This window comes from Desulfoconvexum algidum (genome assembly GCF_055382125.1).
The window spans coordinates 3,063,017-3,087,807 of sequence record NZ_AP042394.1 but is presented as its reverse complement, the minus strand read 5'-3'; the positions used below and the strand labels follow the sequence as shown (position 1 = coordinate 3,087,807).

General features: G+C 36.7%; 24 protein-coding genes and 1 pseudogene. 11 read left to right on the top strand and 14 right to left on the bottom strand.

Annotated features, from left to right (window positions below; translation table 11 throughout):
* Together ACZ45G_RS14305 and ACZ45G_RS14300 are read left to right on the top strand one after the other, a co-directional pair.
* Positions 1-1,238: pseudogene (locus ACZ45G_RS14305) on the top strand (ISAzo13 family transposase).
* Positions 1,189-1,896, top strand: coding sequence for a hypothetical protein (locus ACZ45G_RS14300; protein WP_464179240.1), 708 nt, complete (start codon positions 1,189-1,191; stop codon positions 1,894-1,896). Before ACZ45G_RS14305 ends, ACZ45G_RS14300 begins: the two are co-directional and overlap by 50 nt.
* 270 nt (positions 1,897-2,166) lie before the next feature.
* Here the strand turns inward: ACZ45G_RS14300 and ACZ45G_RS14295 are convergent, their stop codons facing one another.
* Positions 2,167-2,379: a hypothetical protein gene (locus tag ACZ45G_RS14295; RefSeq protein WP_464179238.1), complete on the bottom strand. Its 213-nt coding sequence runs from the start codon at positions 2,377-2,379 to the stop codon at positions 2,167-2,169.
* Positions 2,380-3,083: 704 nt separating this feature from the next.
* On the bottom strand, positions 3,084-4,604 hold the full coding sequence (locus tag ACZ45G_RS14290; protein WP_464175045.1) for a MarR family transcriptional regulator: 1,521 nt from the start codon (positions 4,602-4,604) through the stop codon (positions 3,084-3,086).
* A gap of 899 nt (positions 4,605-5,503) precedes the next feature.
* On the opposite strand from ACZ45G_RS14290, the gene ACZ45G_RS14285 reads away from it, so the two are divergent.
* Both ACZ45G_RS14285 and ACZ45G_RS14280 read left to right on the top strand, forming a co-directional pair.
* Positions 5,504-6,085, top strand: coding sequence for a hypothetical protein (locus ACZ45G_RS14285; protein WP_464179236.1), 582 nt, complete (start codon positions 5,504-5,506; stop codon positions 6,083-6,085).
* A 285-nt stretch (positions 6,086-6,370) separates the two neighbouring features.
* Positions 6,371-6,841: a hypothetical protein gene (locus ACZ45G_RS14280; RefSeq protein ID WP_464179234.1), complete on the top strand. Its 471-nt coding sequence runs from the start codon at positions 6,371-6,373 to the stop codon at positions 6,839-6,841.
* 476 nt (positions 6,842-7,317) lie between these two features.
* Here the strand turns inward: ACZ45G_RS14280 and ACZ45G_RS14275 are convergent, their stop codons facing one another.
* From ACZ45G_RS14275 to ACZ45G_RS14255, 5 genes are all read right to left on the bottom strand, one after another.
* A complete protein-coding gene (locus ACZ45G_RS14275; RefSeq protein WP_464178012.1) occupies positions 7,318-8,337 on the bottom strand; it encodes a tyrosine-type recombinase/integrase in 1,020 nt (339 codons plus the stop codon).
* Positions 8,334-9,308: a tyrosine-type recombinase/integrase gene (locus tag ACZ45G_RS14270; protein ID WP_464178010.1), complete on the bottom strand. Its 975-nt coding sequence runs from the start codon at positions 9,306-9,308 to the stop codon at positions 8,334-8,336. Before ACZ45G_RS14270 ends, ACZ45G_RS14275 begins: the two co-directional genes overlap by 4 nt.
* Positions 9,295-10,209, bottom strand: coding sequence for a tyrosine-type recombinase/integrase (locus ACZ45G_RS14265; protein WP_464178008.1), 915 nt, complete (start codon positions 10,207-10,209; stop codon positions 9,295-9,297). The genes ACZ45G_RS14270 and ACZ45G_RS14265 overlap by 14 nt, the downstream gene beginning before the upstream one ends.
* Positions 10,202-10,612, bottom strand: coding sequence for a hypothetical protein (locus ACZ45G_RS14260; RefSeq protein ID WP_464178006.1), 411 nt, complete (start codon positions 10,610-10,612; stop codon positions 10,202-10,204). Before ACZ45G_RS14260 ends, ACZ45G_RS14265 begins: the two co-directional genes overlap by 8 nt.
* Before the next feature lie 133 nt (positions 10,613-10,745).
* Positions 10,746-10,949 carry a hypothetical protein gene (locus ACZ45G_RS14255; protein WP_464178004.1) on the bottom strand — a complete coding sequence of 68 codons (204 nt, stop codon included), beginning with the start codon at positions 10,947-10,949 and terminating at the stop codon, positions 10,746-10,748.
* A gap of 1,097 nt (positions 10,950-12,046) precedes the next feature.
* On the opposite strand from ACZ45G_RS14255, the gene ACZ45G_RS14250 reads away from it, so the two are divergent.
* On the top strand, positions 12,047-12,529 hold the full coding sequence (locus ACZ45G_RS14250) for a hypothetical protein (RefSeq protein WP_464179232.1): 483 nt from the start codon (positions 12,047-12,049) through the stop codon (positions 12,527-12,529).
* Between the two features lie 176 nt (positions 12,530-12,705).
* Positions 12,706-13,569, top strand: a complete 864-nt coding sequence (locus ACZ45G_RS14245) for a hypothetical protein (RefSeq protein ID WP_464179229.1) — start codon at positions 12,706-12,708, stop codon at positions 13,567-13,569.
* A 588-nt stretch (positions 13,570-14,157) separates the two neighbouring features.
* Here the strand turns inward: ACZ45G_RS14245 and ACZ45G_RS14240 are convergent.
* Both ACZ45G_RS14240 and ACZ45G_RS14235 read right to left on the bottom strand, forming a co-directional pair.
* The gene (locus ACZ45G_RS14240) at positions 14,158-14,628 is read right to left on the bottom strand and encodes a hypothetical protein (protein WP_464179227.1); all 471 of its coding nucleotides are present in this window, start codon (positions 14,626-14,628) and stop codon (positions 14,158-14,160) included.
* 251 nt (positions 14,629-14,879) lie between these two features.
* Positions 14,880-15,083 carry a hypothetical protein gene (locus ACZ45G_RS14235; protein WP_464179225.1) on the bottom strand — a complete coding sequence of 68 codons (204 nt, stop codon included), beginning with the start codon at positions 15,081-15,083 and terminating at the stop codon, positions 14,880-14,882.
* Between the two features lie 168 nt (positions 15,084-15,251).
* Between ACZ45G_RS14235 and ACZ45G_RS14230 the strand changes: the two genes are divergently transcribed.
* The 4 genes from ACZ45G_RS14230 to istB all read left to right on the top strand — a co-directional run bounded on the left by ACZ45G_RS14230 (position 15,252) and on the right by istB (position 18,307).
* Positions 15,252-15,698, top strand: a complete 447-nt coding sequence (locus tag ACZ45G_RS14230) for a hypothetical protein (RefSeq protein ID WP_464179222.1) — start codon at positions 15,252-15,254, stop codon at positions 15,696-15,698.
* 78 nt (positions 15,699-15,776) lie between these two features.
* Positions 15,777-16,097: a hypothetical protein gene (locus tag ACZ45G_RS14225; RefSeq protein ID WP_464171865.1), complete on the top strand. Its 321-nt coding sequence runs from the start codon at positions 15,777-15,779 to the stop codon at positions 16,095-16,097.
* 9 nt (positions 16,098-16,106) lie between these two features.
* A complete protein-coding gene (istA, locus tag ACZ45G_RS14220) occupies positions 16,107-17,585 on the top strand; it encodes an IS21 family transposase (protein WP_464171864.1) in 1,479 nt (492 codons plus the stop codon).
* A complete protein-coding gene (gene istB / locus ACZ45G_RS14215) occupies positions 17,582-18,307 on the top strand; it encodes an IS21-like element helper ATPase IstB (protein WP_464171863.1) in 726 nt (241 codons plus the stop codon). The genes istA and istB overlap by 4 nt, the downstream gene beginning before the upstream one ends.
* Before the next feature lie 116 nt (positions 18,308-18,423).
* On the opposite strand, the gene ACZ45G_RS14210 is transcribed toward istB, so the two are convergent.
* Both ACZ45G_RS14210 and ACZ45G_RS14205 read right to left on the bottom strand, forming a co-directional pair.
* A complete protein-coding gene (locus tag ACZ45G_RS14210; protein WP_464179220.1) occupies positions 18,424-18,579 on the bottom strand; it encodes a hypothetical protein in 156 nt (51 codons plus the stop codon).
* Between the two features lie 190 nt (positions 18,580-18,769).
* Positions 18,770-20,053 carry an IS4 family transposase gene (locus tag ACZ45G_RS14205; protein WP_464179218.1) on the bottom strand — a complete coding sequence of 428 codons (1,284 nt, stop codon included), beginning with the start codon at positions 20,051-20,053 and terminating at the stop codon, positions 18,770-18,772.
* A 510-nt stretch (positions 20,054-20,563) separates the two neighbouring features.
* Here ACZ45G_RS14205 and ACZ45G_RS14200 point away from each other — a divergent pair.
* Positions 20,564-22,084 (top strand): MarR family transcriptional regulator, encoded by a 1,521-nt coding sequence (locus ACZ45G_RS14200; protein ID WP_464172795.1) that lies wholly within the window; start codon positions 20,564-20,566, stop codon positions 22,082-22,084.
* Between the two features lie 857 nt (positions 22,085-22,941).
* On the opposite strand, the gene ACZ45G_RS14195 is transcribed toward ACZ45G_RS14200, so the two are convergent.
* The 3 genes from ACZ45G_RS14195 to ACZ45G_RS14185 form a co-directional block, all read right to left on the bottom strand.
* Complete coding sequence (locus ACZ45G_RS14195) at positions 22,942-23,109, bottom strand: hypothetical protein (protein ID WP_464179216.1); 168 nt, start codon at positions 23,107-23,109, stop codon at positions 22,942-22,944.
* Positions 23,099-23,542: a MaoC family dehydratase gene (locus ACZ45G_RS14190; RefSeq protein ID WP_464179214.1), complete on the bottom strand. Its 444-nt coding sequence runs from the start codon at positions 23,540-23,542 to the stop codon at positions 23,099-23,101. Before ACZ45G_RS14190 ends, ACZ45G_RS14195 begins: the two co-directional genes overlap by 11 nt.
* Positions 23,543-23,771: 229 nt before the next feature.
* On the bottom strand, positions 23,772-24,659 hold the full coding sequence (locus ACZ45G_RS14185; protein WP_464179212.1) for an HU family DNA-binding protein: 888 nt from the start codon (positions 24,657-24,659) through the stop codon (positions 23,772-23,774).
* Between the last annotated feature and the right edge of the window lie 132 nt (positions 24,660-24,791).

Below are 24,791 nucleotides of genomic sequence, written 5' to 3'. Positions count from 1 at the left end.
ATGAAAAAAAAAAGAACACCTGGTCCAAAACCATTGTCACCTTATCCTGCTGAAATTGAAAAACTTATCAAAAAGACTTATTTGACGCTGTCAGAAAAAGACAGGCGAGCATATGCTGCAATAGAAGCGTTAAAATTACCGAGAGGTGGAAAAGCGTATATCGTTGAACTTTTTGGTTGCAGTAGAAATACCTTAGTTCGCGGTATCTCTGAAATAAAAAAACCGGAAATGGTTGTAAAAGACAGAACTCGAAAGAAGGGGGCTGGACGAAAACCAGTTATAGAAATAATTGAAAATATAGACGAAGTCTTCCTCAAAGTTATTGACGACCATATCGCTGGGGATCCTATGGATGAAAGAATTCGTTGGACCAATTTGAGCCACAAAAAAATTGCAGTAAAAATGAAAGAGGCGGAAATTATTATCAGCGTAACTGTGGTTAAAAAGCTGTTAAAAAAACACGGGTTCACAAAACGAAAAGCCTTTAAGAATAAGCCCATTGGGACTTCTAAAAATCGTAATGAGCAATTTGTAAAAATTAACCAGTTAAAAGAGCAATATCTCAAAGACGGCAATCCGGTTGTCAGTATGGACACAAAAAAAAAGAGCTTTTAGGTAATTTATACAGGGATGGCCATGTATATACTACGGGTGTAATTGAAGTCTATGATCATGATTTTCCATATCTTGCTGATGGGATAGTAATTCCGCACGCCATTTATGATTTAAAATTTAACAAAGCCCATGTAAACATTGGGGTTAGTAAAGATACAAGTGAGTTTGCCTGTGATTCGATAAGGATCTGGTGGGAAGTTTATGGCAAACTTCAATATTCGAATTGTACTTCCATCCTCATACTTGCAGATGGTGGTGGTAGCAATTCAAGCCGCCACTATATCTTCAAAGAAGACTTGCAGAAGCTTGTAGATGAAATCGGAATAGAAATAAGGATGGCACATTTTCCTCCTTATACATCAAAATGGAATCCTGTAGAGCATCGGCTATTCCCCCATATTACAAGATCTTTAAAGGGTGTCATCCTAAAAAGTCATGATTATATAAAAGAACTGATTGAAAATACGACTACACTAACGGGTTTAAAAGTTAAAGCCCACATTATAAAAAAAATCTATAAAACTGGGAGAAAATATGCTGATAATTTTAAAGAAACCATGAGAATAGTTTTTGATGATTGTCTGGGGCAGTGGAATTATAGAGCGATACCGGGAAAAGGGTAATTATAGTCAGTTTATTTTATTTTTATTCCTTACTATTAAAATAATTCAAAGGGCAGTTGATGCAAAATATTTAACGGTACATAATGATAGATGTATTAATACGGGGGGAGTAGAAATAAAAAAAAATTTAGATACTATTTGTTTATGGGAAAACTATTATTCTAAGCTCACAGTCAATCCTTTTGAATTTCTTGATTTTGTAAAAAAAAAAGATTTGTTTCGCATACCTCCGGAACTTGAATTTGTAAAAAGAACTTCTGAATCTGGAAAAATGGAATATCATTGGGTAAGTGATGTTCAGGAGGATTCCAGCAAACAACAAGAAATTAACAAAAAAGTAGAGAGTGAGACACTTGGTCCAGGATCAGATGAAATTAATAATTTATCTGAAATGTCAGGAAAAGAGAAACAAGAACTTGGAAGATTAAGAGCAGAAAAATTTACAATGGATTCAACAGTCAAGTCCGCTATTAATGTCGACAAATATATCGAAAAAGCAAAAATTGAAGGCAGGCAAATTGTGAAGAGCGAGATCTGTGATTTGATAAACGGCATAGACCTGAAGATCCCAAACACAAGAATAGATTTGATTTGGAAATCAATTCCAGACGATATTAAGAGTGGCCCTGGAAGGCCAAAGAAAAAGAATAACATTTAATACCACTTCCCCCGGGATAGAATTGGCGTAATTAATCGATTTGAAGGGTGATTTTCCTGAACCATCTTTCCCAGGATTATAAATCAGGGTCTTGCAGGAGAAGAAAGATATGAATGAGCCTACAAAAAATAATAATGAGAACCTTAAAAGAATATTAACCTATGATGGGTATCAATCATATAAAACAATGGAATATTGGGAACCGTTGCAACACCCGCATCAATAATTCGTTTAAAGTATGGCCAAACCCTGGGATCAAGATCATTAGCCTCATCTATTATAATAAAGCAGCTGGACAGGTGGCATGATGACCTGCTTTTTTGAATAGTTGCGTACGAAAAAACTTTGCTTCCGTGCTCGACTTGCTACTGCTCGGCTTAGAGAATATTTTTTTTGAATTTCACTGATTGTCATTTCATCCGGAATCCAGATTTTTTCCCGTTTGACTTCTGGTGTGATAACTGGTGTTACATTTTCATGCATGACGATGTTCTCCTTTGGCTATGTATTTTTAAAATTTATGAATAGCTTCCATCAAAAGTAATTCACTCAATGGAAGACGAAAAAAGAAACTTGCGCGAAAGGTGTTCTGGTGGGATTGTTGCTTGGTTTGGAATTGATTCTTCTCATATCTATTGACCAGAGAAAAATATAAAACTGAAGGGCGGATCATGGTTAATTGATATTTTCATTCAGTTTGACGCTGGGCGATTTTTGAAGCCATAAAAGATAAAATGGGTTCGATTCTTATTTCGGACTATACTTTTCAGGCTTACAAGTATAGATGAGCCTGTTTTTGTTTTTATCTGGTTGGAATCCCATGGCTCGAGGGGAACAGATTCTATCCAGGTGAATCAATTTTTAATGTGTTGACTGCCTGGGATTGTCCCTGACAGATGCATTTTTGAAATTCATTTTCAACTCCCCCTGGGGGACATGAATTTTTCCCAAATTAAAAGCGGGGTAATGGTCTAACTATTAGACATTAATATATATTGGTGAACTATCCATATTGGATTTGCAAAATGGGGGTTTTAGGATTGGTTTTGGGGGTTCTCTATCTCCAACTTAGTTGAATGGGCGGACAAGAATTTCGTTGTTTTTTAAAATGTAAAAATTGTAATAACAATTTCATATGTTTTAATTAGTTTCTTATCTCTTATATTCGTGTTTTTTTGGCAAAAGAATTATGCAAATGGCTCATAAGCCTTTGACAATTCAGGGATTATAACCATTGTTTTAACTTTCATCCCCATGGTAATTACTTGGCTTCCAAAACGAGTCAAATAGTATTTATAAGTGTGGGCAACTTTTTTGATCATACCGTGTGTATGCAATCTTTTTAAGGTTCTTGATACTTGACTGCTGGAGTAGTTTTTAAGCTTACTACGGAGATTTTTATTCTGGAAGCCACTGATTGTAAACTCACCGGACATTATTGTTTGCAATACGTTCATGTCATCTTCGTTGAAAAAGTTAAACCCCTTGAATGGCCGGTTGTTTTGAACAACGGTCTCTGAGATTTTTTTAAGTTTTTTTATACCAACACTCGGATCAACTATATCTGAAATGAATTTTAAAAAACGTTTGTTTGCATTCAATAATATGCCGGTTAAAGGCCCCAAACTGTATAGTCCTTTTTTCATACCTGTAAGTTTCATGGAGCTTGTTCCATCTCGATGTTCTACCTTTCGGTAGTGCCTAAAAAAAGAGACATCATTGGTCGTTGTTTCTATCCTGAGAATGATACCGTGTTTATCATACATTTTTATTGAGGTGGACCCCATTCTAAATTTGATGCATGTCCCCTCTATCCTTGTAGAAAAATTATTGCCCATTTCATCCTGATATTGTGGATCGAGTTTTCGGCCAAGAAAAGTAGCGATGTTTTCAGGTTTGACTGAATGAATAGCAGTACGGGTTAAATTTTCATAAATTAGTTTCAAATCTTCTTGACGTTTGAAAATAATATCGGTCGCATATTCAACCTGCATGATGCTCCAATGATAACCCATAGGAAAATGTTTGATAACCGGACAATAACGGTTTGCAAGTTCATTTAGCTTTTCATGTATTTGAACAATATTTAGAGCATCGCTGATTTCTTGAGCAGCTTCAAAGGATTCAGTTTTCATGATTGCATTGTCCCTTATTACACTTTGAATGCCTTTTCGTTTCATAGCAGCATCAAGGACATTATGGCCATTAAAATAAATTTGTAATCGAAACGGACACCATGTAGGAACCCTGACATAACAAAGGCCCAAATTCTCATCAATAAAATAAAAATAATAATGCAAACATTTCCCCAAAATTGATTTCAGATATGTTTTGCCAGTTTTTTTATTGTGCCAAGGTTTGTAGGAAGGACATGCTTCCATGGCCGAAATAATATGAACAAGACCGGAATGATCACCTCTTTTTTTGATGATATCTTTTATTATTTTTTCTTTCCGAATTTTTCTCTTTGGAAGAAATTGAATCTGGATTTCATTATTTAAAGCAACTTTTTCAGCATTATTTCGGAGTTCTTCTTTGAAAGGTTCGGCAAATTTTGGGTAATCAAAAATTCTAACTTTATTTGAATAAAGATAACTGGTCATGCCTTTTGCGTAACAGATTCCGGGAACAGTACCTTGAATAATGACACGATCGTAACAATGTAAAACACCAGATATTTGTTTGGAGTATCTTTCTGTAAAAAGCATACTTGACCTCCTTTGGGTTAGGCACGGTTTCCAGTGGAGGTTTGATTGCCTTGTAAAGAGCGTATTTTTGATCATTTTTTACAAACTCTTGCCGAATGGAATGATAGAACAGCAACTGTTTGAGGGAGCGAAGCGAGAGAGTTTTGCTGTTCAAATGAAATGAGGGTAGAGTTTGTTAAAATGATCAAATCAACGATTGCAAGGTGATCAGACCGGAACGGGTCTTGACCAAATTCTTCTTATTGGATATTCATTATACATTCGCTTATTATTAAATGAAACCTTTTTGGTTCTGGCTTGTCCAGGTTAGGATATTGATTAATCTTTTTTGAGAAGATATAAAATTCATGATGTTGATGAGATATCAGCACAAATTGTCTATTATTCAAAGTGTAAAAAAAATTTAAAAGAATCCAATTCAGATTTTATAATTCTAAAACCTTACATTTGACATTTTTTGTCTATCTCATTTGACATTTTTTGTTATTTTTTCCGGATCTTAATAAAAATGCTTTTATTTTCAAAGGCTATATTTAATTTGTCACCAAATAAACCGATAATCATTCTTTTTTATAATTCGCTTTGCCCTCTTTTAAACTCTTTTCAAATTTCATATTATAAAATAAAAAAATTCCCCCGACAAGCCTGACATCCTTACTGTTGCGATCAAAGACTGACCAACTATTTACACATTCCTGCCACCCGTTTGAATAGTTGAAAAGGCTCATTCATCCACAGGGAAACTCATGGTATTTTGTCTTCGACTACATAAAAAAAATCATTTCTATTCTGTTTGGTATGGTTTCTGCTTTATGAAATCGTAAAGCTTTTAAAAATGCATTTTTCAATACAGCCACAATTTTTTTAAAGATTAGTAATGTAAATTTAAGGAGAGAATTATGACCACTGAAAATATCATTTCAAAGGGATTCCAAAATATCGTTTTAAAAAGCAAGCTTTTAGGCAAAACCAATGAAGAAACCGAAACCAATGATGAGAAGGAAAATAAAGACGAAAAACCATCCTACTTTTGGTTTGCTTTTAATACCCTTATATTTGCCTATAATAGTTACGTCATTGCGAATAATCTAAGCGTGAACGATGGCTATCTCTTCGTTTTGATTTCTTTAATTGTTAATGTGGCAATCGGAGTGTTTTATAAAGAACAATTTTCAAGTCTTTTCCCAAAACTTAATAAAAATATAGCATATGCTATCCTTGGAGTAGCTTTTATTGTAGGTTTGTCTTCTGGAGTCGGATCCTCAGGCTCCGTTTTGGAAGAAACTTCGATTGGCTTAGTGACTCAAATAGTCCAAGAACAATATTCGACAGATGCTGTTTGTAAAGCTGTAAGAATAGACGAAGAAGTTTCCGATGGGTTTTATAAAGCAACGGCTATTCTTGATAGTGGAGTTGATTTGAATATAACAATTGAAGAAAAAGCCAACAATATGATTTATGTTCAAATTCCATATCAATAAAAGGTACTCAAGAATAAAAAAATAGTGTGGAATCAGTTTGAAAGGCAGGGTCAAAAGACTCTGCCTTTTTTACTTTCCATTCAGTTAATTATATAAAAAACAGTATCCCGGATGGCCACCCAAAATCCCCCAGTCGTGGCCACTTCAAAATCCCCCACCTGAGCATTCCAAAAATCTGATGTAACTGCTGAAAATCGGAAAATTTGGGAAAAAGGCGACAGAGCGTTTACAGTCCCATGTATTACTTGGTTAAGACATACATGGGAGCCTGAAAGGATGAACGTTTTGAAACCAGAAAAGCGAGTAACGATGGTCACCTTGCTCAAAAAGAAGATCAGTCAGCATGAGATTAGCCGTAAGGTTGGGATTGACCGTAAAACCATTCGAAAATATATTCGGCAGAATGATTTTGGGTCATTACCAGAAAATGGAGACTTTTTATTTATCGTCGATGTGGTGGCCACCGGCCAGGTTGAAGATAAAAGTCAAAATCCCCCACCCCGGCCACCGGCCTATTCAGTGGATATAGGAAATATTCCGTTCCATGCCAGATCAGCCTGCGACCCTCACCGCCAATGGATAGAGGAACAAGTCAGGTTGGGCAGAAATGCAATGGCCATATACCAGGATCTGGTAGAAAGGTTCAATTTTAACCACAAATATAATAGCGTAAAACGCTTTGTCCGAAAATTAAAACAAAAAAGGCCCAAGCAGAATCTCTGTTCAACGTGCATGAAACACTGGCTTCTATTTTAAAGGAATTGAATTATGATGCAAAAGCCACCTATTGACGCACTCCGGAATATTTAAAAATGATATTACGAAGGAGAGTAGAGAAAGCTTTAATCCGGCATATGCATATAACCTGGCGAAGAAAGTATATTTTAAGAATTTCCGATTCAAATTCAACATAGCTGAAGAAATAAAGGAAGATTTGATACAAGAGGCAGCTGTCAGATTATTTGAATTCTCTGGCAAGAAGACCACAGATGAAAGGTTTGATGACAACTATTGAAAATTTTGGATCGCACACAACGCAATACTGGCATTATGTTGCGAGTTGCCCTATCTCATTGATAGCAGGACATTTGCAGTGTTTTCGAATGGAGACTGTAAAAGTCTTTAAATTCAGTATGTTGCCAGGTATAACACAAATTTGTAATAAAAGACGTAACATAAGAATCTGCTCCAATCCGCTATTTGGCGATGTCTTTGACGATCCTTACAGGTATTCAAAGACTGTCCAGCCACTCAAGAATATTTTGTTTGTTCTCCCATTGAACCAGTTCATCGATTTTCGGATCTGATGCAAGGTGCTGCCGGGTGAACTTGATAAAATCATCCTGTAATTGCCGTTTTTTATTCAAATCCAATTGCAGGTAAACCATTGTAGATTGAACGTTCGAATGGCCCAGACGATTTTTGATTTCAGATATGGCCTTTTCCTCAGAGACCATCCGGATAGCACAAGAATGTCTAAAGCTATGAACAGGATGTATGAGAGTTAACCGCTTTGAGTTTAACACCCGATCAAGATACTTCTTACAAAGGCGATTGATACCATGCCGTGTAAGTGCTGCTCCCCTTTGATTGATAAACAAATTATCTATATAAAGCAGATTGGGAGAACGACGGTATTTGATAATATATTGGTGGACAAGCTCTGCTGTTTTCGACAAGATCTCAATTTGTCGATATCGATTTCCCTTGCCGAGGATAGCCAGAGTCTTATTTTTATAATCAAAATAATCTAACTGAAGCGTTGCGATTTCTGTTGCCCTGGCACCGGTGTCATATAAAAGGTGTAAAAGAGTATAATCCCGGAAGCCATCTTTTTGAGTAAGATTCACTGCTTTAAAGATCTTGATAATTTCCTGGGGATATAAAAATCCTATCAACTTTTTTTGACTGCGTTTTTGAGGAATGGCAATGATAGTATCCGTTAATTTTTGCTTGTCCGGATACATAAAACGAATCATTTTGGCAAAGGATTTTAACACAGCCAAGCGATGATTACGAGTTTTAGCTATGTTATGACGGTGAGATTCGAGCTGATTAAGAAAATTTAATATCAAGTCTGTTGAAAGATGTTCCAATTTTAGGGAATCAATTTTAACTGAGTGATGCTCGGCAGCAAAAGGTAAAAAAAGGGCAATGGTATCCCGGTAACTTTTTATGGTATTGGGACTGCAACCTTTTATGTGGGGCAGGTATTGATCAAAAAACATAATAACACAACTGGTCAGCCTCATGGATACTCCCTTTGTGTGCCTGCAAAATCAAATAAACTCATTCTGCTTTTGGCATCAACTACTTTCAAGTATTTCATTGTATGACGGTATTCAACATGGCCCAGATAAGTCGCAAGCACGGGCAAGACATTTTGTGGCGATTGTTTTCGGGCAATGGCTAATCTCAAGGTGTTGATGGCAAAAGAATGCCTCAAACAATGTGGCGTAGCTTTTCCAAAGACAGTGTCTCCAATGATTTGCCGGGTTGTGTTAATACCGATATCACTTACTGTCTCATGAAAGATCCTACGAATACGATATTGGGTTAGTCTTTTTTGTTTTCGACCAATAAATAGGAATGGATTGATACTTTTATCATTTATAGTTGCCCTGGCTGATAAATAATTATCAATTGCCTCTGCAACGGATTTAGGTATGGGGATAAGTCTGTCCTTTTTGAATTTTGTTTTTTCAATATAAATGGTTCTTTCATAAGGCCGATAATCCCTCATCTTTAAACGCAGAGGTTCGTTGATCCTCAACCCACAACGTGCCAGAAGCAGGATCACTGTATATTCGCTGAGATCTTTGATAAAAAATTGATGTTTTTGACGGATTCGACGGCATGTGGCATTCAATAACTGCTCAACCTGTTCCGATGAAAATACAAAAGGAATAAATGCACGCTGGGGCAGGCAGGGCAAATCTTTTAAAGGGTTTTTCAAGTGGCTATGGTTTCGTCTCAAGTATTCAAAAAAGCATCGAACAGCATATAGGATGGTGTTTATCGAAGATGGCTCAAGTTTAATCTCATTTCTGAATTTCAAATAAAAATGCGTCTCCCAGACAATTGAAGAATTCGGTTGCCGTCTGATATATCGGTCAAAAGTCCGAAGGGGACTCCTGATTCGCTCACCGCTGTAACCAAGCCCTTGTCGATAAGAAATGAAAGCTTCCAGTTCTTGGCTTAAAAAACTTTTAAACGGTTTCATCAAATAAGACCTTTCGCATTAGAGACGTGTGTATGCTCAGATATTGTCTCGTGGATTCAATACTATCATGACCAAGCATTTCTTTGATTTCAAAGATGCTGGCACCTGATTCCAACATGTTCTGGGCAAAAGTATGCCGTAACCAATAGGCTGTACCAGGAAGCTCTGCATCCCGTAGAGCCTTTGTCAAATATTGAGCGACAAGTCCTGCACTCATGGGAGTGGGGTTGGGCCAAAAAATCAAAAAAAGAGTTCTGCCCAGATTTTTGGGCCTTCCTCCGACAAGATAAGCTGCAATGGCTTTTAGTGTATCTTCCGGGATCGGCAATTGAAGGGGACAATTGTTTTTTCTGTTCTTCACATTCAACAACCCTTTGGAGAAAAAAATATCATCCAGGGTGATTCGACTGATTTCAATGGGTCTCAATCCTAAAAAATAAGCCAGATGGACTTGGGCATAGGTTCGAAGTTCACAGGCAGTAAAATGAGGTAAATGTTTAAATAATTTCTGTACTTCATGGGGGCGCAAGAACTGCGGTGGTTTGGATTTAGCAAACATTGGCGGTCCAATCAAAAGGTCGGCCAGATTTTGTTTAATTAAATTTCTTTCATTATAGAGATAACGCAGGAAACATCTCAAATAGGACCTGTACAGACGCCGGGTCGTTTTTGCATACGATGCATTGAACACCACTAAAAAGCCATCCACATGTTCAATGTTGAGACTGGTCAGTTTTACCTTGGATTCTTGCAAATAAATGCCGAATGCCTTAACGACTCTTGTTATAGCACCAATCTGTGTTGGACCGCTTTGCTGAACTCTTTGAAAATAGTCGAGATATTCACGACAAACCTGATTCATATCATAATAAAGCGGCTGTTTTTGTTGCCGCTTATCCACGGTTTGACTCCATGAATACTTTAGTCAGAATATTACCAACCGATTCGGGTTGACGGGTTTTACAAGGAGAGGGGGCCGCTTTCGATATCTTCACAGAAGTTTTCGGCAGGGAAAGCACCTGGTAAATTGTACCGTCAAAGGCAATCAGATCATTTCCCAACAATCCGTCCCGGGCTTGGATGTACTGATCCAACCGTATTTGAAGCAGAGTGCATATTTTATCATAACTGTAAAAACTCAGCCCGTTACGATCCCCGACCATGACCAGGAAAAAGTACAATAAAAGTTCATACTGGGTCAATAAGCTCCAAAAGCCATCCGTAAGAAAACGATGGGGAATAAAACTAAACCCTCGTTCGACGCAACGTATTCTCCCGGAGTTTAAAATTGTCTTCTTTATCATGAATCACCTCCCGGTTTTGTTGACTATCCATATCCCCGTCTGGGAAATTCCGGTACAAGTTGACCCAAAACGCAACAGAATCTGCAGCATGGTTTAATTTGAAGGCTAAAAATATGATGTTGAGTCCATATGATTATTGTCGTACACCAGACTGGCAGCACTGTGGAAGGTGTATCATCCATGTTTTTTCTTTTTTTGATAGCCTGACGGTATCGACGACGATTTTCTGCTTCCCGATGATTCTTTTTTCCCTTTTCGGTCTGGCGGTATCTTCTCTGTGCCTCTCTTTTGTTTTTAAGGTTCCCAGCCGTACGACAAGCATCACAACAATATACATGGCCTCTCCAGCACACACGGCAGAGGAAAAAAGGAAAATCACACCATCGGCATGTAATCGAAATTAGTAACAAGACAAAGCAGTCCTCCGGTCTTGCAGCCAGCCGGAAGATGATGTAAAATAATATAATTGTTTGGGCTTCCGGCTAAATGCAGTAGCTCGAATTTAAAGCCCGGAGTTGCAGCTTCGGGCTTTTCTCATTCTGTCCCCAGATTATCGACTTGAATTATACGAATAAAAAGAAAGATTAAAAAATCTTTTTTGAATAAAATTGAATAATAAAAGGAATAAAATACTCACAACATAATCAAACTCGCTGCATAACTGGCATTTATCAAAACTTGGGAAAAGCAAGTTCGGTACAAACAGATCTGGAAGAACGCCCACGATGTTATCAGGTGCTATCCGGATCTAACCTTTTCAAGCAATTTCACGACTTGTTGATTTCCAAGTTAAAGAATAAAATTCAAAAAAGAATCCCAGTGGAAAGGATCAAATCATGACAGGACCAAAAATTAAACCCCGGTTAAGCTGATTGATACCAATGGGAATGCGTTTGCTATTATCGGCGTGTCAAAGATGCTTTATCTAAGGCTGGAGCTGACAAGGAGTATGTGCGGCGCTATATGGATGAAGCGATGTCCGGAAATTATGACAACCTGCTTTGCGTCACGATGGATTACGTTCATGTACCCTGATTCGGTGATGGCGGTTCTGGGAATGAAATAATAACCCCTCTGGAAGTTGAGGGGTTATTATCCTTAGAGTAAAACAAATTGTGTTAACTTGACATTTTTTGTTATTTTTTGAGTACTATTTCAACTAAGATAAATTTCGTGTGAAAAATAAAAATTATTTTTAATAGGTATTATAATTCCAAGAAAATCATTTAAACCCTTACTATATAAAGATTTTTATGGTTTTGCTAAAATCATAATGGACCCGAAAGCTATTAATCTATAGACCAATGTATATTATGGCACATTTATTGTATTAATTAGAGCTATCGTTAACGAAAAACACAATTTACAGCACAATCTAACTAAAACGATTTTTATAATTTTTTCACAGTTCAATCAATAAAAAGGGAGATAAATATGAGTCAAATCAATGAGTTGAAAAATAAAATTGGTCAAAAAACATTTATCATGGTGCTTCTTTCTTCAGTAACTTATGGTCTCTACGGTTTAATATGGATTACAGATCGATATAAGATTTTTAATAAAATATTTGGGGGAAAAATTATTTCTATTAATTACATAATATGGATCGCAGCTTGCGCAGGAATAAGTTCATCGTTTGGTGCGATTGGTAACATAAATGCTGCAGCTACCGGGGATTTTACGATGTCTTCATTTGCTTCTATAATAGGTATGATTGGATGGGCATTGTATATTTTAGCAGCATTCAAACTATCGAAGGGTATGAGCAAATATTGTGCAAAGGAATTTAAAATAAATTTAAAATTTAATAAGTTCTATTTGGTGATATTTAATATATTTTATATAAATTATTATATTAATGCATTAGAAAAAATTATAGAACAAATCAAAACACAACAAGATATGGTGTCGGAATAAAAGTCTTATATTATTATCTTTTTACTTGTGAGCCTCTTGCAGAAATAAAAATATTTTATTTCTTTTAACCATATTTTGGGATTAATAATTCTTATGACAAAATTTGCATTAGAAAAAATTTTAAAGTATTTTATCTGCAAGAGGATCTGCTCTTGTTACTGTGAAGGAGAGATGACATGAGGACCTCTGAAATAGGGAATGCTTTTATTGGTTTTTTAAATTTAAATGCATTTTTTTTCCAAGCTGGGATTATTGGCATACTTGTTTGGATAGAAACCGGTAGTTTTATAACCGGAGTTGGTTTTACAATAGGGTTGTTTATAATGTTGGCTTTCAAAAAGTTAGCTTGGGTTATCATTGGCGGATTTACTTTTTGTTGGTGTTATATCGGTTGGACATTCTGGGGTATAGGAGGTACATTTATCCTTGGTTTCATTGGGTTTGGAATCAATTGGAGTGTTTCTCAGTTTGCTCAGGTTCTCAGTGGTGGGTTTGATGAAAATGGAGAATCGCAAGAAGAAAGTAATGAATTGTTCGAAGAGGATGAATTTAAGAAATGTCCATTTTGTGCTGAAAATATAAAAATTGAAGCCAAACTTTGTAGATATTGTCAATCTCCATTACCTGAAGAAAGTATACAATCAGAATGTATACAATCAGAATGTATACAATCAGAATGTATGGAATCAAAAACAGGCATCAATATTGAACTCGGTTATTTCTTCGGAGCGTTCTTCCTTTTCTTCTGTTGTCCAAAAGTTGAGGTTGCAGGAAAAACATATGAAAAACCATGGGGCACCCACTTTATTGAACTTCCTGTAGGCATTCATAACATCAAGGTGTTCTTCAAATATTTTGAAAATTCAAGATGTGGCGAAAATCAAATCAACGTAGAACTCCAAGAAAGAGAAGTCAAAAGAATCAAGTTCTTCATGCCTCCGCTTATGACGGCATCTGGAAAATTAACCGTGTTGGAACAAGAGAGTCAGAGAAACCACAATGCAAAGGAGGGTATGATGACAGAAGAAGTTGAAGCATAGTTTAAACTTGGACTATAATTTATTCTTTACGAGAGATATCTTTTTTTTTTATTCCTCATCACTGCAATTGTAAAGCAAATGGATCTTTATTCGAATCCTTTTTTTATGTTCTCATATGCCCTGGAATCATACCCTGGAATCATACCTCGAAATTATCCAACCCTTTATCCAGGAGAGTCACTTGATGCATTTTTTATCTGGGATGCTCCAGAATCGTTTTTCTATATAGCCAGAAAAAAAAACAAGCGGCAGATACCGCAAGTTATATATTTTTCTAAAAATACAGATTTGAAATGAAAAACGCTGTAGGAAAAATAAAATTTCGAAATTTTGGGTAGGGGATGAAAAATTGATTATAGCGAAGCTCTTTTAGAATATGTAGGCAATGTCATAAACTTAACGGCAAGGTTTATAATTCATGTAATGCTCGCGCTTGTTCACCTTGTGGTTTCGTTCACTGGGCCCCCATGGGACTTTAAAGCGGACGCCGCCATATGCAACATGCGTTAAATCGATAATTTTAGATAAAAACCCCTCTCTGGCTGGTACTTGGGAGGGGTTTTTCTGTTTGTGGGAGTATAAAACGTATCAACCACAACTTTTAAAAAAAGCGAAAAGGCCACAGATTACCGCCACTGAACTGATTAAATTATACGGTAGAGTTAAACCGTCGCTTAGCTCCTTGTCTATATCAACGAAATACAACCCAACCCAGTATAGCGGCCCGACTATAATCACGATGGCTATAAATACTCTATCTCCATCATCAAAAACCCATTTGATAAAATTCCAGAGCTGCGGAAGGCCGAAGTATAAAAAAAGACTGAGAATTGCAAGAATACTTAAGACAAGAGATATTCCATATATGGTTGAATTTCGAAAATCAGAGATTGATTCTTTTTCGTCAAAATTAGTTTCCTCTACTGAGGGTACTTCCGAAATATAATAAGTGTTAAGTCTACACCCGCATTTGCAGACCCCCCTATCACGGGGTGACCGTATTTTAAAGGTATTCTTTTCGCCACATTTTGGGCAAATCACTGTTGTTAAATATTCCATTTAATTGGAGAATATCCCCACCCAGGCCCAGAATGCAAGGTGAAATTTGATATCCTATTAAATCCACCCCTCTGCACTCACCCAAGTTCAACCTTGCCCATAATAGATAAAAAAAGGCCCTGGCGTGTCACCAGGGCCTTTTTACATCATAGTTCGGAGTTTATATATTCTCCGGGCTCCACACTCGCTGTTTTACCTCCGGCATTGGGGGAACTGTTTTTCCAGTAAATCTGACGCCGCCCTCACCTATATCAATCATAAAAGTCATCATCCGAATCGTCCTCATAATCGAGGTCTATATTTCTTATATCATCCAGAGTTTCTTGAGCAGCTTGAGATACATTGATATCTGGATCATCAACTAATTTTTTAAGAAACAATTCAGGGGTTTCTTCACTGGTTGCCAACGCATATCTAACCTGTGGATCTTTTGCTCGATAAAGTTGTTCACTCAAATAGTCTTGCTTGTGATCAAGATTTTAATTCCGCCCCAAAATCCGGGAATGTACTTCCCCGGCCCGATTTAATTCAATCCATCTAATTCCCTTAAAAATAAATTTTTCAAAATTTAATTTCTTCCATATAATTCCATTTCGTACTCAACGATGTTTTACATGGAGGGAATGATGGATCCGATACCTTGTCCCGGTTGCGATTCGTTTTTTGTGCCAAGAAATAAACTACAGATTTTTTGTACCGATCCGGATTGCCAAAGAACCAGAAAAGCCCTATGGCAAAAACAAAAATTGGTATGTGACCCGGAATACAAAAAAGGTCAAAAATTGACTAATCAGAAATGGCTTCAGAATAACCCCGATTACTGGACAAAATATCGTCAAATAAATCCGAAAAAAGCCGACAGGAACCGCTCTTTACAGAAAATCAGAAACTGTAAAATTCAAAAAAACAAGGTCCATTCCAAGGCATCAAGAACTATCGGTATTGCAAAGATGGACTCGAGCAAGTCCAGGAACCAAGGGCTTTTAGGCCAATATTGGCTTGTTCCCGTCGTTGCAAAGATGGACCCGGTAAAAATTTTTATCGCTACAGCCCCAGTCTGTTCGCCATAATTGCAAAGATGGACTCGAGGACTGGAGAAAAATTTTGTGTTACAGAGATCATGAACCCCATCAGGCCAGGAGGGCATCATGATAAGAAAAAAAGTGCTTATTCAAGACCGGATACGCCGTACCGGCAAGAGTTTTTGTTTTATCCCTCACCGTTTCCTTACAGACGGATTTTTACAATCATTGACCCGGCATGAGTTGGCATTATACCTGTTCCTTGTGTTGGCCTCAGACAAACATGGCCTTTCATATTACGGAGACAAAAGCATCTGCTCTAAACTGGGCCTTAAAGAACAAGACTATCTTTTTGCCCGCAGTTGCTTGATCCACAAAGACCTTATCGTTTATGACGGCACCCTGTTCCAGGTGCTTTCCCTGCCGAAAAGTGCCCATAAAATATAAGGAGGAGCAATGATTGACATGAGAATGATTTTTGAAATCCACCGGTTAAAAGATATGGGAATGTCCAATCGAGAAATCTCAAAAGCAATTGGCTGCAGCAGGAAAACGGTATCAAAGTATATCTCCAACCCAGAGTCGAAACCATCTAAAAGGAAAGCCCGGACGCTGAAACTGTCACCATACCACGACTATATCCGGGAAATAATAAACAGATATCCAAAGCTCAAAGCACCCGTTGTTTTACGTCAGATACAAAAAAAGGGTTTTGATGGCGAAATAAGCATTTTGAGGGATTTTCTGCGTAAAATCCGGGGACAGTCCTTAAAAAAGCAGGCGTATAGCCGATTTGAATCAGAACCCGGGCAACAAATGCAGGTTGACTGGGGGCATTTTGGGACCATCTCCTATGGAAAAACCAAAAGAAAGCTGTATGGGCTTGCCGTCATCGAATCCCACAGCAGGATGCTTTATGTTTCTTTTACCCATAGCCAGAAACAAGAAGCCCTTCATCAGGCTTTGTTTGATGCCTTTAAGTATTTTGGCGGCCCTCCGGAAGAACTTGTGGTGGATAACATGATCACAGCGGTGACTGAACGGACGGGCGCTCTGATACGTTTTAATGGCAATTTTCTTCATTTTTTACTCCCCCTTGGTATCAAGCCTGTGGCCTGCAATATCAGATCTCCCCATGAAAAAGGAAAAATTGAAAGAAGCATTCATTATATCCGGCACAATTTTTTGCCATTAAGAGAATTTAACAACCTGCCAGAACTCCAGTCCCAGGCTATGGAATGGTTAAACAATATTGCCAACACCAGGACACATAGTACGACAGGAGAAATCCCGGTAAAAAGACTTCAGAGATACCGACTTAAAAAGTTTCCGTATCCTGCCCCGGATTACAGGGAAATACACTCCTTATATGTCCATAAAGATTTTTCCGTGAGATTTGACTCCAATACGTATAGTGTTCCGGTTTGGACGATTGGTAAAACTGTTGTTTTGAAAGCAAATCAGGAAAAAGTATGGATGTATTACAAAACCCGATGTATTGCCGTCCATGCTCGGTCCTGGGAAAAAAAACAAAGGATCGAACTCGAATCCCATAAATCACAACTTCATAAGCTTAGAAAAAGAAGGCTTGCTGACAAAAACGTTCTTGCCTTTTTGTCTTTGGGTCAAACGGCGCTGGATTATTTGAATGAACTTGAAAAAACAAGGTCTCCATTAAAAAAGGACATCATCCAGATAATGACCCTGAAAGACAAATATGGAGACAGTTCAATAATTATCGCCCTGAACAAAGCATTGGATCTAAAATTATATGGTGCGGGTTATATCCAGAATATTCTTTACCAGGAGATGACACCCAAAACCTGTCATCCACCTGTGAAACTGAAAAGTGATACTCTCAACGAGATAAGACTTTGCTCCCCAAACCTTGCAGAATATGATGCTCTGGTCCTCAAAAAAAGGAAAAAGACATGAATACCGTTATAGAAAAGTTCAAAACATTAAGGCTGAGAAATTGTGCCCAAAACATAGAAAGCATCATTGAACAGGCGAACCAAAAAAACCTGTCTCCCCTTCAAGCCATTGAACGGTTAATCGACATTGAAATCGAAGAACGGGATAAAGCCAGGATGGTATTAAGGTTCAAGCAGTCCGGGCTTGATACAAAGGTCACCATTGATCAATTTGATTTTAATTATCACAAGTCCCGACAGGCTCAAAAAAGTATAATCTTAAACCTTATGGATCTTGAGTTTATTGAGAAGAAAAAAGATATCATCATGATTGGTAATCCTGGCACAGGAAAAAGTTATTTGGCTAAATGTATCGCCTTTGCTGCGACCCAGGCTGGAATAAAAACGCTTTTCACTACTGCCATGGATATGATCAATCATTTGATAGCAGCGGAAGCGGATCATAATCTGCTCAAAAAACTTAAATATTATCAATCACCGGATACTCTAGTCGTAGATGAAATTGGGTACCTTCCGCTTGGCCAACAGGGATCAAATCTGATTTTCCAGGTAATCAGTGCAAGGCATGAGAAAAAATCTACCATGATTACAACCAACTTGCCATTTGCCCAATGGGGAAACATTTTTGACAGCACTACTGTTGCCACAGCGATTGCCGACCGTCTTGTGTACAACTCTGATATCCTTGTATTGGAGGGCCCAAGCTATAGAAAGAGGAATTAATCGAAAAAAATAAAAACTGAAAAACTGGTAATTTTTTAACCGGCATATAAGACCTCTTGATCGTTTTTTTTAGTATCAAAATGGATAGGTACGTCCTAACTCAGGTGTGGGGCATTTTAGAATCCTGGTTTTGGGGCAAAAACAAATTCCTGATCACAGTCTTGCTCACATACGCTAGCTTCTTCAATAAAATGATCCATGTTTTTTGTCATAATCGTCAAGACTTCTGAATCTCCATTCTTGATAAATCTTTTAACGTCCTCTTTGTTCATTAATCTTATTAATTTCCTTTTTGAAATTACAGCCCGCATAACTTCAACCTGGGTATCTGATAGAAGCATTTTGACAGTCTTGTCGTGGAGATTTTTGTAAGATCCTATGAGAGATCTTACATCTGTTGCTGTAGATTTTGCTAATTCATGGAAACCGGAAACAACTCAAAATGTATTCAATGTCATAAACTTAACGGCAAGGTTTATAATTCATGTAATGCTCACGCTTGTTCACCTTGTGGTTTCGTTCGAATTTCCGTCCTGGCCGGATGGGTTCAGTCGCATATATGAAAACCGCATAAATTTGTTGAATTAACTGCGCTATTTTTTCAGCAGGTCTTTTGAAAAGTAAAAATAGCGTATCTTTGGACTTTGAAATGGCTTGAGTCATATTTAATTGTTGTTCCTGCTTGTCCTCTTCCCTTGTTTGTTTAAGAGCTTCTTGGGCTGGTGAAGCAAGAACCCAAATAAGATTTTTAGTGAAGACCTTCGAATGGAAATCTTGATAAACCGATAGTGAAGATTCCCCTGAGAAGTTTCCGACTTGAATGCGCTCCTTCATAAATAAATAATCAACTTCTACCGGCCAGCGTAGATGGTATAAATCTTTGAATATTTCTTGCGGAAATTTTTTTTCATCGGTTAGTGATGTGATAAGAACTTCAATTTGGCCGGTTTCAAGCTCAACACGGATGAGACGTAAGCGTAAAGGCAATATATCAAGCCCCATCTCCAGGCATTCTTTTTTTGATTGATTCGAAGCATGCAGATTTACAATAGTTTCGTTTGATCCCGATTCGATAAAGCTTTGTACTATTTTCCATTGTTTGAAAAACCTGGCACAAAAATTTCCACCACGCGATATTATCAGATTAAAAATCCAATATGCAGGATATCCCCGATCCAAGAGTAACAAATCATTTGGCATCAAATTAAGCATGTGTTGGTGTAATAATTCTCTTTCACCGACATGGTAGGGGCTGATAATAGCATCAACAGATATTCTATTTAGAACATCAAACATTTGTGATACGCGTGCCATAGGAACCTCGGAGCCCTTATTTGGTTGCATCACACCAAAATGATCTCTTATATCGTTATATTTAAATAATTTGAGAGTCGAACCATCTATCCCAAAAAGATTGAATCCGTGCCATGTTTTGACACTTTTGAAATGTTTGTAGAAAAATTCGGATAGGTGCTGGTTCAATTCAACAAAAGCAGAATATTCAAGCTTCTTACGTGCAAGACATAATGCCATTTTGGAGACCACTGCAACAGCGACATCTAATTTAAACAAGGCCTTAAAAAAATGGTCTAACTCATCTTGATATGATCCTTTCGGCAAGTTTATGAAATAAAGAAAAAGTATTTGAAAGGTGAGCAGTCGTTTGCGTATAAAGTCTTTTGGAGATCTTTTGTGTCGATTAACAAAATCTTGAGAATAGAGAATTTTTTTAAGAAATTCGATCAACTCGGCACATGTCTTGAAATGCATGTCCCATGCCAAACATTGTTTTTTCTTTTAATTTTTTTGACATTTTTTCTCCTTATTTTATGATGTTAGATTCTCCAATAGTATTTGCATATTATACCATAAAAAGTAATAAAATCAAAGTCTTATTGAACTCCATAGGAAACGATCTTAACTTTATGACATTAAAAATGTATTCCCTAACCTGGACAAGCCAGAACCAAAAAGGTTTCATTTAATAATAAGCGAATGTATAATGAATATCCAATAAGAAGAATTTGGTCAAGACCCGTTCCGGTCTGATCACCTTGCAATCGCTGATTTGATCATTTTAACAAACTCTACCCTCATTTCATTTGAACAGCAAAACTCTCTCGCTTCGCTCCCTCAAACAGTTGCTGTTCTATCATTCCATTCGGCAAGAGTTTGTAAAAAATGATCAAAAATACGCTCTTTACAAGGCAATCAAACCTCCACTGGAAACCGTGCCTAACCCAAAGGAGGTCAAGTATGCTTTTTACAGAAAGATACTCCAAACAAATATCTGGTGTTTTACATTGTTACGATCGTGTCATTATTCAAGGTACTGTTCCCGGAATCTGTTACGCAAAAGGCATGACCAGTTATCTTTATTCAAATAAAGTTAGAATTTTTGATTACCCAAAATTTGCCGAACCTTTCAAAGAAGAACTCCGAAATAATGCTGAAAAAGTTGCTTTAAATAATGAAATCCAGATTCAATTTCTTCCAAAGAGAAAAATTCGGAAAGAAAAAATAATAAAAGATATCATCAAAAAAAGAGGTGATCATCCCGGTCTTGTTCATATTATTTCGGCCATGGAAGCATGTCCTTCCTACAAACCTTGGCACAATAAAAAAACTGGCAAAACATATCTGAAATCAATTTTGGGGAAATGTTTGCATTATTATTTTTATTTTATTGATGATAATTTGGGCCTTTGTTATGTCAGGGTTCCTACATGGTGTCCGTTTCGATTACAAATTTATTTTAATGGCCATAATGTCCTTGATGCTGCTATGAAACGAAAAGGCATTCAAAGTGTAATAAGGGACAATGCAATCATGAAAACTGAATCCTTTGAAGCTGCTCAAAAAATCAGCGATGCTCTAAATATTGTTCAAATACATGAAAAGCTAAATGAACTTGCAAACCGTTATTGTCCGGTTATCAAACATTTTCCTATGGGTTATCATTGGAGCATCATGCAGGTTGAATATGCGACCGATATTATTTTCAAACGTCAAGAAGATTTGAAACTAATTTATGAAAATTTAACCCGTACTGCTATTCATTCAGTCAAACCTGAAAACATCGCTACTTTTCTTGGCCGAAAACTCGATCCACAATATCAGGATGAAATGGGCAATAATTTTTCTACAAGGATAGAGGGGACATGCATCAAATTTAGAATGGGGTCCACCTCAATAAAAATGTATGATAAACACGGTATCATTCTCAGGATAGAAACAACGACCAATGATGTCTCTTTTTTTAGGCACTACCGAAAGGTAGAACATCGAGATGGAACAAGCTCCATGAAACTTACAGGTATGAAAAAAGGACTATACAGTTTGGGGCCTTTAACCGGCATATTATTGAATGCAAACAAACGTTTTTTAAAATTCATTTCAGATATAGTTGATCCGAGTGTTGGTATAAAAAAACTTAAAAAAATCTCAGAGACCGTTGTTCAAAACAACCGGCCATTCAAGGGGTTTAACTTTTTCAACGAAGATGACATGAACGTATTGCAAACAATAATGTCCGGTGAGTTTACAATCAGTGGCTTCCAGAATAAAAATCTCCGTAGTAAGCTTAAAAACTACTCCAGCAGTCAAGTATCAAGAACCTTAAAAAGATTGCATACACACGGTATGATCAAAAAAGTTGCCCACACTTATAAATACTATTTGACTCGTTTTGGAAGCCAAGTAATTACCATGGGGATGAAAGTTAAAACAATGGTTATAATCCCTGAATTGTCAAAGGCTTATGAGCCATTTGCATAATTCTTTTGCCAAAAAAACACGAATATAAGAGATAAGAAACTAATAATAGCGTTGCGTATAAATATAAAATTGTAGATAAACAAATAACTATCATTTGAAATTGTAAAACTAAAATTATTTTTGGATTTTAAATGGGGGAGGGCAAGTTATTGTTAAAATTTGTCTTGAATTATACTTAGTCAGTAGACAGTCAGGGGGATTTAATTACTGTTAATATATTGTGTTTTATCAAACAGTTAAAAAATGGGAGTCGGGTTCAACTCCCGCAGTCGATAACCCAGTTGACTATTCTTACATAATTTTTTCCAAGAAGTTGTGGCAATATTACCCTCCGCATGATTTGTTGATCAAAGGATTATATTTTCTTTGAATCAGAAGATTATTTATACGGACTGAAATAGACTTTTTTTTCAATACCAAATGCCCCCAGTTTGAAAGAGACAAAGATAAAATACCAAGGTATATAATGGTATGTTAATAAGGTTTTTAAATAAATTGGCAGATGAAAGGGTGTATAGAAAGAAAAGTAGACCTATTCGCTGGATTAACAAAGTGATTAATTTTTTATACCCTCCTGATTTTGTAAAAAGACACAAAGATCACTGTGAGAAATATAATAATCGATTTTAAATGCCAGTATAGAACTAACAGAAAAACCTCTCTATCTAATCTGTATTATAATAATCCGGCAGGAAAATAATCTTTCTGAAAGAGAAGTTTGATACCCTGAGATACCTTTAAATACGTCCTATCGGTATAAATAGGGTATAAAAAAGCAACAAGGCTCTTAACGAATATCGCTAAGAGCCTTGTCATTAATGGTGGGCCGTCAGGGAGTCGAACCCGGGACCTACTGATTAAGAGTAAGAACCTCCATGTTTCCTAAACTCCTCAATAAACCTGGAACCCCTTTTAAATAAGGGATTTCCATTTTCCAGACTTTTTCCAGTTTTCACCTGTTTTAGCACATTTTGGAATGTTTTTCTCACACAGATTCTCACACAGAATTTTGATTCAAATTTCATTTTTCAATCCCCTTAACAGACTCGCCACCGCCTTACCCTCAATAACATTTTTACCATCCTGATTCTCGATCCAGCTTTTTATAACAATCTCTTCCTTCTCCTGGTCAATTTCAACAATTTCAAACCAGGCACAAAGGGTCTCACCTATAAAAACAGGACGTAAAAATTCCAAAGTTTGTGATTTATAGATTGCACCGATACCAGGGATATGCAGACCAACCAGAGTTGAAAATAATGATGCCGACAGCATACCATGGGCAATCTGTTGACCAAAAAAGGTTTGTGATGCAAAGGAATCATCAACATGAAGAGGATTAGTATCTCCCGTAATAGCTATAAAATGAGACAGATCCTCTTCAGTTATTGTTTTTGTCAGAGATGCTTTTTGTCCGACCACAAGATCATCATAGGTTGTCAATTTGAATGCTGTCATGGCGGATTCCCTTTTTTTTTTGAGAAATTTGATCTGGATCTGCGTATCCTATCAAAAGGTTACACCCGAATTCCAAAATTTGAAAATTTTATTTTTTCAGAACCGTTTTTTATTTCAAATTTGTTTTTTAAGAAAAATCGCCTGAGCGCTGCAACCCATACATCATCTTGCCCTGTGGAGACAGAAAAAAGCAATCATGAGATACAACATTGGGAAATACATCAAGTGACTATTCACGAAAAGACATTCGTTCGCCATCTATAGGAAATGTTCCATCTCGGAAGTACCCCAATTCTTCACGCATTTCAGATGTAAATCCAGCACCATATTTTTTTTCTACTATTTTTATTAATTTTTCATATTCTTCCTGAAAAAGCTCACCATGCATCGGTTCCTCACCTTGGAATCCTTCAATTTGCTGTGCTCTTTTCCATGTTTTTGATACATGAGCAAGTTCATGAACTAATATACATTCCACCGGATTATCAAAATATGGTATCAATATTAAATAGATTTCGTTTAATATCATATCTCCATACTTTTCCAACTCGATAGAATATTTGGGAAACTCTTGAGCTCTATCTGACAATTTTTCAGAACGAACAAAAGGTAGTGCACCTCCCATCATCCTTCCATCTTCCTCTTCAAGATGTTCACATTCTTCATATTTTGGAATACGAATGAAAATATTTAATGCATCAGGATCATATTTGTAATCATCAAACTTATAGAATACATTCCAATTTGATGGAGTTATTTCGTTGGCTAAAATAAAAGCGGCATCAAGCTTATCTGACAATTCAACGCTCCAAGGTATTATTCTGTTCAATCTATGTATCAGTACCTTGGAGCTTTTAAAAGAAACTACTTTTTTAGATTTTATTAATATCTTTTCCCCTGTGGCTGGATTTCTTCCCACACGTTCTTCTGTCTTTTTTATTCTAAAATTTCCAAAATTTCTGATCTCAACATCCTCACCAGATACAAGTGTGGATTTGATAGAGGTAATAATTGAATTTAATATCTTTTCACTTTTTTTGTCTGAAATAGAATAATTATTAGAAAGAACATGCTGCAAAGTGATTGTCTTAATGAGGTCTCGTTTAGTTAGCTTCATAAAACATCCTTCTTGATCTGGGTTCAACCCGTTAATAATTGAGGAAAAATCAAACTACCATAAATTTGATAAAAGACAAAATACAATTGATAACCAATTTCTTGACAATACCCCGCTAAAAATCTTAAACAA